Below are 9,799 nucleotides of genomic sequence, written 5' to 3'. Positions count from 1 at the left end.
CGTTCGTTTACGCATCACAGAACAGCGAGCCGTCCGATGCGACGAATCACCGCAGCTAAACATACGGGACCGACACAACGAGGCTCGCTGCTGTGGATCAGTGACCGGTCACAAGGCGAACCATCGGATCCTTCGAATGTCGTGCCGCCGCTGCCGCGGCGTCGGCGACCAGCCGGTCGACCACGTCGGCGAAGCCGTCGCCCGCACCGCTGCCGCCCGCGGCGAGCAGGATGGTCGGCACCAGGCTGGTCAGGGCCGTCGTGACGATGGCCTCGACCGCCATGCCGCGGTCCGCGAGCGACGCGGTGAGCAGCTTCAGGCGCTCGTCCATCTGCCCGTAGGTGACGCTGATCCCGTCGTGCTCGAGAGCGATCTCGGCGGGCACCACCTCGGCCACCGCGGCGACCAGCACCGGCAGGTCGTCGACGGTGGGCCCCACGATGCTCGGCGACTCGTCCACGGGCGCGCTCCAGATGTCGATGTCGCCGACGATCACCTCGGCGTCATCGGCCACGGCCGTCACGATCCGCAGGAAGCGATCGGCGAAGCTCGAGACCGTGGCCTCGTCGAAGAGGGCGGCCGCGTAATTGAACGAGGCGGACAGGCTGGTCACCTTGCCCTCCGCGTCCCGGTTCTCCACGAGGGTCAGCTGCAGGTCGAGCTTGGCCGCGACCAACCCGCTGTCGAACTCCGACGCCGTCAGGTCCGGGAGCTCCAGGGTCGGGCGTCCCAGGTTCTCGAACGAGAGCATCACCTGCGCCAAGGGCGAGTAGGCGGTCGACCGCTCCGGGTTGAGCCGCTCCACCACGCTGTCGAAGGGCACGTCGGCGTGCGCGTAGGCCTCGAGGTCGACCTTCTTGGCTTGCTGGACCACATGGGTGAAGGTCGCGCCCGGGTCGACCCCCGCCCGCAGGACGAGCGTGTTCACGAACATCCCGACCAGACCGTCGAGCTCGGCCTCGCCGCGCCCGGCAACCGGGGTGGCGATCGCGATGTCCTCGCCGCCGGTCAGACGGGCGAGCAACACCGCGAGCGCGGCGTGCGTGACCATGAACAGCGTGGCGTCGTTGCCGCGCGCGATCTCGTGCAGTCGGGCGAGCAGATCCGCGCCGATCTCGAAGTCGACCTTGCCGCCGTCCATCGACTGCCGCGCCGGCCGCGGCCGGTCGGTGGGCAGCTCGATCAGCGCAGGCATGCCGCTCAGCGTCCGCTCCCAGAAGTCGAGCTGACGCGAGGCCAGCGACTCGGGGTCGTCCTCGGCGCCGAGGACCTCGCGCTGCCACAGCGCATAGTCCGCGTACTGCACCGGGAGCGGCTCCCAGCCGGGCTCCTGCCCGGTGACCCGCTGCCCGTAGGCGAGCATGACGTCCCGTGCCAGCGGCCCCATGGAGGCGCCGTCGGCGCTGATGTGGTGCACGACCAGCGCGAGCACGAACTCCTGATCGCCCACCTGGAACAACCGCGTCCGCAGCGGCGGCGACGAGGTCACGTCGAAGCCGTGGGAGGCGAACTCGACCAGCCCGCTGGTGAGCGCCTCCTCCGCGCATTCCACCGGGTCGAGATCGATCGGGACCGAGGAGACCGGGAGCACGACCTGCCGCGGCACCCCCTCGTCCGCCGGGTAGACGGTCCGCACCGATTCGTGGCGCGCGAGCACGTCCGTCACGGCCGAGCCGAGCGCGTCGAAATCGAGGCTGCCGTACAGCCGCACGGCGATCGCGATGTTGTACACCGGCGACGCGGTGTCGAGCTGGTTGATCAGCCACATCCGCTGCTGCGCGAGCGAGAGCGGGAGGCGATCCGGCCGATCCCCCGCCGCCAGCGCGGGCCGCGGCGCACGTCCGTCCGTGCTGACCGCGCGCGCCGCGAGATCCCGCACCGTGGACGCCTCGAACAGGTCGCGCACCCCGAGTGCCGCGCCCGCCGCCGAGTTGACCCGGGCAACCACCCTGGTCGCGGACAACGAGTTCCCGCCGAGGGCGAAGAACGAATCGGCCGCCGACACCCGATCCAGACCGAGCACCTCCGCGAAGATCCCGGCCACCAGTTCCTCGACCGGAGAATCTGGCGCGACGAATTCGCTCCCGTCCGAAACGAATTCGGGTTCCGGCAGCGCCTTGCGATCGAGCTTGCCGTTCACCGTCAGCGGCAGCGCGTCGAGCAACACGATCGATGAGGGCACCATGTGCCCCGGCAGGCTCTGACCCAGGAACTCCTTCAACTCGGCGGCATCGACCGCCTCCTCGGAGACCGGGACCACGTACGAGGCCAGCAGGATGTCGCCGGACGGACCGGGACGCCCGACCGTGACCGCGAAGTCGACCGATTCGTGGGCGCCGAGCGCGGCGTCGACCTCGCCGAGCTCGATGCGGAAGCCGCGCACCTTCACCTGGAAGTCGCTGCGGCCCACATACTCGATTGCCAGGCCGGTGTCCGTGCCCGGCGCCTCGATCCACCGCACCACGTCCCCGGTGCGGTACATCCGGCTACCGGGCCCACCGAACGGGTCGGCCACGAAGCGCTCGGAGCTCAGGGCTGCCCGGCCGTGGTAACCACGGGCCAGCGCGACCCCCGAGACGTACAACTCGCCCGCGACGCCGACCGGGACCGGGCGCAGTCGCGCGTCCAGGACCACGGCCGACACGCCACGGATCGGTCCGCCGATGGTGACGGGCTCGCCCGCGACGAGCCGGTCGCTGATGTTGGTCGCGACCGTGCCCTCGGAGGGGCCGTAGGCGTTGAACATCGCCCGGCCGACGGACCACCGCGCCACCAGGTCCGGGCTGCAGGCGTCGCCACCGACGACGACCGTGCGGACGGTGTCGAGTCCGGACGGATCGACGGTCGCCAGCGCCGCAGGGGTGACGAAGGCGTGGGTCACGCCCTCGGTCGCCAGGAGCGCGCGGAGTTCCTCGCCTCCGTAGATCTCCGGTCCTGCGATCACCATCGTCGCTCCGGCACCGACCGCGAGCAGCAGTTCGAGCACCGAGGCGTCGAAGCTGGGCGAGGAGAAGTGCAGCGTGCGCGAGGACGCGGACAGCGCATACCGCTCCCGCTGCTCGCTCGCGAAGTTCGCCAGTCCTGCGTGGGTGACGACGACGCCCTTCGGCAACCCGGTGGAGCCGGAGGTGTAGATCATGTAGGCGCTGTGCTCGAGCCGCAGCGGCGCCTGCCGCTCCTCGTCGGCCACGGCGTCCACCGCGAGGCCCTCGCAGCGCGCGATGAACTGCGGATCGTCGAGCACGACCCAGGTGACCGACTCGGGCAGCCCGGCGCGGTGCGCGGCGACGGTCAGCCCGATGCGCACACCCGAATCGGACACCATGTGGGCGATCCGGTCCTCGGGGTAGCCCGGGTCGATCGGCAGATACGCGCCGCCCGCCTTCGACACCGACCACACACCGAGCACGGATTCGACCGAGCGCGGCAATGCCAACGCCACGAACGTCTCCGGGCCGACGCCTGCCGCGATGAGCGCGCGCGCCACCCGGTTCGAGCGCTCGTCGAGCTCGGCATAGGTCAGCTCACGGCCGCCTGCGACCAGCGCCACCGACCGCGGGTTGGCCGTTGCCGCCGCCGAGAGCAGCTCGGGCAGAGTCGATCCCGCGACCGCACCGGTGCCGCGCACCGGTACCAGCCGGGCGCGCTCGTCTGCTCCGAGCAACTCGATCCCGCCGACGCGCGCATTCTGGTCCGCCGCGAACGCCTCGAGCACCCGCACGAGGCGGCCGAGGAAGCCCTCGACCGCGGCACGGTCGAACACCGACGGCATGTACTTGAGGTTCAGCTCGAGCGTCTCGCCGAGCAGTCCGACGACCGCGAGCGGGTAGTGCGAGCCGTCACGGACCCCGACATCGAGCAGACGCATGCCCGCGATGTCGGAGTGCTCGGTCAGCCCCTGCCGATCGACGGGGTAGGACTCGAGCACCACCAGGGTGTCGAACAGGTTTCCCTTGCCCTGCGCCGTGAGGATCTCGCTGAGACCCATGTGCTGATGGCCGAGGGTCTCGGACTGCTCACGCTGGACGCGGGAGAGCAGCTCCGCGACCGACTCCTCGGCGTCGAGCTCGATCCGGACGGGGACCGTGTTGATGAAGAGACCGACCATCGATTCCACGCCTGCCAACTCCGGCGGACGACCCGAGACGGTGGCACCGAAGACGATGTCGTCGCGGGCAGTGAGCTGGCCGAGCACCACACCCCATGCCGCCTGCAGCAGCGTGTTCGTGGTGACCTCGAGGGAGCGACCCAGCTCGGACAGGCGCCGGTCGAGGTCGGCGGACAGCGCCGCGGACACCTCCTCGGGCACCGCGTCCTCCGCGGCCGCCTCGCTGCGGGCCGCCAGCAGGGTCGGCTCCTCGATGCCCGCGAGCACCCGATGCCACCTGGCCGTGGTGGCCTCGGCATCCTGGGCCGCCAGCCACGAGAGGAAGTCCCGGTACGAGCGGGCCCTCGGCAGCACGTCGGACGAACCGGCCGCCGCGTAGAGGGTCAGCAGATCGCGGATGATCAACGGGGTCGACCAACCGTCCATCAGGATGTGGTGGTTGGTGACCGTCAGCAGCCACTTCGCGGGCGGCGACTTGATCAGGTGGAAGCGGGTCAGCGGCGCCGAACCGAGATCGAATCGGGTGGTCCGATCCGCCTCCAGGATCCGCTCCACCTCAACCGCGGCGGCCTGCGGGTCCATCGACGACAGGTCGGTGTTGGTCCAGGGCAACTGCGCGTCGTGCAGCAGCACCTGCAGGACCTCGCCCCCGTCCTCGTCCTGCACGAAGGCGGTCCGGAAGTTCTCGTGCCGGTCGATCAGTGCCTGGCCGGCCGTCCGGAGACGATCGGCATCGACGTCGCCGCCGAGCTCGATCAGGATCTGCGCGGTGTAGACGTCGACGTCCGAGGACAGCAGCGAATGGAAGTACATGCCGTGCTGCAGCGGCGCCAGCGGCCACACGTCGGTGAGCTTCGGGTACCGCTGCTCGAGCCGGTCGACCTGCTTCTGCGACAGCTCGACGAGATTCAGGTCGGACGGTGTCAGTCCGCCCGCGTCGCTTCCGCTCGCAAAGGTCGCGATCGCCTCGAGGGCGCACGCCCACCAGTGACCGAGCGACCGGGTCTCGTCCTCGCTGAGCAGTCCGCCCGCGAACGTGAACGAGGCGGCGAGGTGTGCGTTCGGGCCCTCGCCCTCGATGCCTGCGTTGATCTCGACGGTCGCCGACAGCGGGGTCGTGCCGTCGGTGGTCGACATGAATCCGCCGATGCCGACGGAGTCGTCCGGCGTCCACGGAGCGCCGATCAGGTGCTCGCCGACCGACGCCGTGCGTCCCAGGTAGTTGAAGATGATCTGCGGCTCCGCCATGGCGGCCAGCCGGGCCCCGGTCGCCTCCCCGAGGTGACGCAGCATGCCGTAGCCGAGGCCGCCATCGGGAACCGCGAGCAACTGCTCCTTGACCGCCTTGACCACCGCACCCGCGGCCGGACCCGCAGCGAGCGCATCGTCGAGATCCGCACCCGCCAGGTCGAGGCGAACCGGGAAGATGCTGGTGAACCAGCCGACCGTGCGGGACAGATCGGCCCCGGCGATCACGTCGTCGTCGCGCCCGTGGCCCTCGAGGGACAACAGGACCGAGGACTCGTCGACGCCGCGGTCGCGGCGCCAGCGGGCGACCGCGAGCAACAGTGCCGAGAGCAGTCCGTCGTTGACGCCACCGTGGAACGCACGGGGGATGCTGGTCATCACGGCCGAGGTGACCTCGGGCGAGATGTCGATCCGGACCGTCTGTGCGGTCTCCGCCGTGTCTACGGCCGTGTCGAGCGCGCGCGAGCCGAGCACGGGGTCCGGTCCGTCGAGAACCTCTCGCCAGCGGTCGAACTCGTCCGCGCGGGCATCGCTGCCCGCCTCCTCGGACAGGCCGTGCGCCCACCGGCGCATGGAGGTGCCGACCGGCTCGAGGGCCACCGGCTGTCCGGCGGCGGTGTTCGACCACGCGATCGCGACGTCGGGAATCAGCACTCGCCAGGAGACACCGTCGACGGCGAGGTGATGGATCACGATCAGCAGGCGACCCGCACCGGACGGAGAGGTCGTCCTGACCACGGCCAGCATCACCCCGGCCGCGGGGTCGAGCCGGTCGGCAGCCGCGTCGAGCAGTTCGTCGACGGCGGCCTCGAACTCATCGGTACCGGGCTCGACGGTGAGGGAGACCGCGCGCATGAGGTCTCCGGCACGCACCACACCGGGCTCGCCGACCCGGAAGATCCACTCCCCGTCCGCATGTCGCGACAGGCGTGAACGCAGCGCATCGTGGTGATCGAGCACGGACTGCAGCGCGTCCCGCAGGTGTCCGTCGTCGACGGCATCGGGCAGCGTCAACAGGACCGCCTGGGCCAGCCGATCGAAGCGCCCCCGATCGACCATCCACCGGACCACCGGCAACAGCGGGAGGTCACCGACGCCGCCGCCCGGCAACTCGTCGAGCACGAACTGGACGTCGTCGCTGAGCTGACGGCGCGTGACCACCTCGGCGAGGCCCGCGACCGTCTTACAGTCGAACACGTCGCGGGTGGTGAACACCGCGCCGGCCTCCTTGGCGCGGGAGACCAGCTGGATCGACATGATGCTGTCGCCGCCGAGGGCGAAGAAGCTGTCCTCCACGCTGACCTCGTCGAGGCCGAGCACCTCGGCGAACACCGCGGCGATGGTCTTCTCCATCGCGGTGGCCGGTGCCACGAACGCGGAAACCGGGGTCCGGAAGTCCGGTTCCGGCAATGCCTTCCGGTCCACCTTCCCGTTCGCGGTCAGCGGCAGCCGATCCAGGACGATGATCGATGCGGGCACCATGTAGCTGGGCACCAGCTCACCGACGTGACCGATGACGGCGGCGACGTCGAGGTCGGCGCCCGCGGCGGGAACGGCGTAGCCGATCAGTCGCTGCCCGAGATCGCTCTCGTGGACCAGCACGGTGGCCGCCACCACGTCCGGGTGCGCGAGGACGGCGGCCTCGATGTCGCCCAGCTCGATCCGGAGTCCGCGGATCTTCACCTGGAAGTCGCTGCGGCCCTGGAACTCGAGCTCGCCATCGGAGTTCCACCACACCACGTCGCCGGTGCGGTACATGCGCGTCCCGGCGCCGCGGAAGGGGTCCGCAACAAACGTCGACGCGGTGAGGCCGAACCGGTTGCCGTATCCACGCGCGACACCGGCACCACCGACGTACAGCTCCCCGGTCACCCCCGCGGGGACGGGCCGCAGGTGCTCGTCGAGGACGTACAGATCGACGTTGGGCAGCGGCCCACCGATCGGGATCCGCCCATCCGGGTAGCTCGCGTGGTCGACAGACACCTCGTGGAAGGTCGTCATGTCGGTCACCTCGGTGGGACCGTAATGATTGACCAGTCGGGTGCCTGCCGAGGCGAGATGACCCAGCCGGTCCATGCGCATGGCCTCGCCACCGAGGAAGACCGCATCGAGCTTGGGCAGGACACCCCTGGTGTCGTGATCGAGCAGGACGTTGAACAGGCTCGGCGCCATGTTCGCGACCCGCACGACCTCGCTGTCGACGATGTCCAGGACCTCGACCGGGTCGAACGGATCGCCCGCGAGATGGACCGACCAGCCCTCCGACAGTCCCACCCAGACGTTCTTCTGGGTGGCATCGAAACTGGGTGAGCCGGCCACGAGCAGGCCTTGGCCGGGCTGCAGCGCAACCTCTCCGCGGTACCAGTCCACGTTGTTCGCGAACCCGTGCATCGGGACCAGCGTCGGCTTCGGCCTACCGGTCGAACCCGAGGTCGAGATGACGTAGGCGATGCGCTCGCCCGCGCACGGCTCGGCCCACCGATTCGCGGGGGCGGTGGGATCGAGTTCGGCGACGGCGGCCTGCGAGATCGGATCGTCGAGCAGGATGATCTGGCCGTCGAATCCGGCCCGCTCCCACGCGCTCGTGGCGACCACGCAGCTCACCGCGCAGTCCTCCAGGATCGACTGCACCCGATCGGTGGGCAGCGTCGGGTCGACGTAGGCGTACGCGGCCCCCGCCTTCCACGTGGCCAGCATCCCGACGACCCAGTCCACCGACCGCGGCACCATCAGCGCCACGATGTCGTCGGCCCCGACGCCCCTGGTGATCAGCTCGCGCGCGAGCTGATTGGCGCGCCGGTCGAGGTCGCCCCTGGTGACGGACTTTCCGGACCCGACAACCGCGACAGCGCCTGCGTCCCGCCGAACGCTCTGTTCCCAGCGATCGATGATGTTCGGTTCGAAGGGGGCCGACCCGCCCGCGCCGAGGGATCGGAGGTGCTCCGCCTCCCCCACCTCGAGGAGGTCGATGCCGCGCACCTCGGAATCGCGCGCCGCCGACAGGAAGCGCTCGAGATAGCTCAGGAATCGGTGGTGGTAGGCGTCGAGATCGGACGCGCTGTAGAGGTTGGGGTTGCCCTCGAAGTCGATCTGGACGCTCTTGCCCGCAACGCTCGGGTAGAGGTTGACGGCCAGGTCCTCGACGGGGCCCGTGCTGAGCACGGTGAACCGGCCCGTGAGATCACCGAGCCGGATCTCGCGGTGGAACATCATGATGTTGATCGACGGTCCGAAGAAACCGCGCTGGCCGTCGACGGTCCCGGCATCGCGGCGCATGTCCTCGTGCCGGTACCGCTGGCGCCGCAGGGCGCCGGTCAGCTCGAGGTTCGCCTTCCCGATCAGGTCCTCGACGGTGGTGTCGCCCTCGATCCGCAGCCGGATCGGGACGACATTGGACACCATGCCACCCGACCTGCGCAGAACCGCGGACGATCGTGCGGAGACCGGCAGGCTCAGCACCACGTCGGCGTTGCCGGTCATCGCGGCGAGGTAGCCGGCGAAGGCGGCGACGATGGCGGGGGTCTCGCCGACGACGCTCGCGGACGCCGTCGCGCTGAGCAGCTCGGCCGTGGACGGCGGTACCTGCTTGCCCGCCACGGTGGCATGCGAGTCGACGGGCGCGGTGCGGCCCGCGAGGCTGGGCGCCGCAGGCAGGTCGACGACGCGCTCGATCCAGTACTCCCGGTCCCGCTGGAAGCGGTCGGAGTTGCGGTAGGCGAGCTCGTCCTCGTAGATCTCGACGAGATCGGCAGCCTTGCCCGGAGTGATCTCCCGACCCTCTACGAGCGCTGTGTACACCTCCGCGGCGCGGTTGAGCATGTTCATCGCGCCGAAGCCGTCGATGGAGATGTGATGGAAGCGGCAGTACCAGTAGCTGCGATCGTCGGCCAGCTTCAGAACCGTCGACACGTTGAGGCGCTCGACGAACAGGTCACGAGCGGATCCGTAGTCGTTGCGCATCCAGGCCTGCGCCGCCGCGATCGGGTCCTCGTGCCCGGAGAGATCGATGAACTCGACGCGATCGTCGATCGTTCGATCGACGATCTGCTGGGGAAGACCGTCATCGGCGATCAGTCGCAGGTAGGCGGAGCCGAGCTCCATGCCGGCGAATCGGCATGCCGCTGTGAGGACGTCCACGTCGAGGACACCGTCGACCTCGACGTACTGAGCGATGTTGAGCGGAACATCTCCTGCGGCCTGCTGAGCGAACCACATGCCACGCTGCGCGGACGAGAGCGGAAACGGTGCGGCATCCTGCGGGTGTGCGCTCACCTGCGCCCCTTCATCCGAAGATTCAGCAGGTCCGACCGTACCCAGGGCGTCCAACGTTCGCTCCCCCATCTCGACGACACTCCGTCGCTGTATCCCGTCATGGCCCCGCCCAAGCGGCGAAATGGTCTTCCGTTCAGTCCACCCATCACATCGCCGCTCGAACGATCCGCG

General features: G+C 69.8%; 1 protein-coding gene. It reads right to left on the bottom strand.

Going from position 1 to position 9,799, the window contains the following annotated elements; genetic code table 11:
* Positions 1–97 precede the first annotated feature (97 nt).
* Entirely contained in the window at positions 98–9,628 is a 9,531-nt protein-coding gene (locus tag JOE46_RS24380) for a non-ribosomal peptide synthetase (RefSeq protein ID WP_209928726.1), read from the bottom strand.
* Between the last annotated feature and the right edge of the window lie 171 nt (positions 9,629–9,799).

The organism is Rhodococcus sp. PvR099, from assembly GCF_017833315.1.
Taxonomy (GTDB): domain Bacteria; phylum Actinomycetota; class Actinomycetes; order Mycobacteriales; family Mycobacteriaceae; genus Rhodococcus_G; species Rhodococcus_G oryzae.
This window is presented reverse-complemented; position numbering and strand designations above follow the sequence as displayed.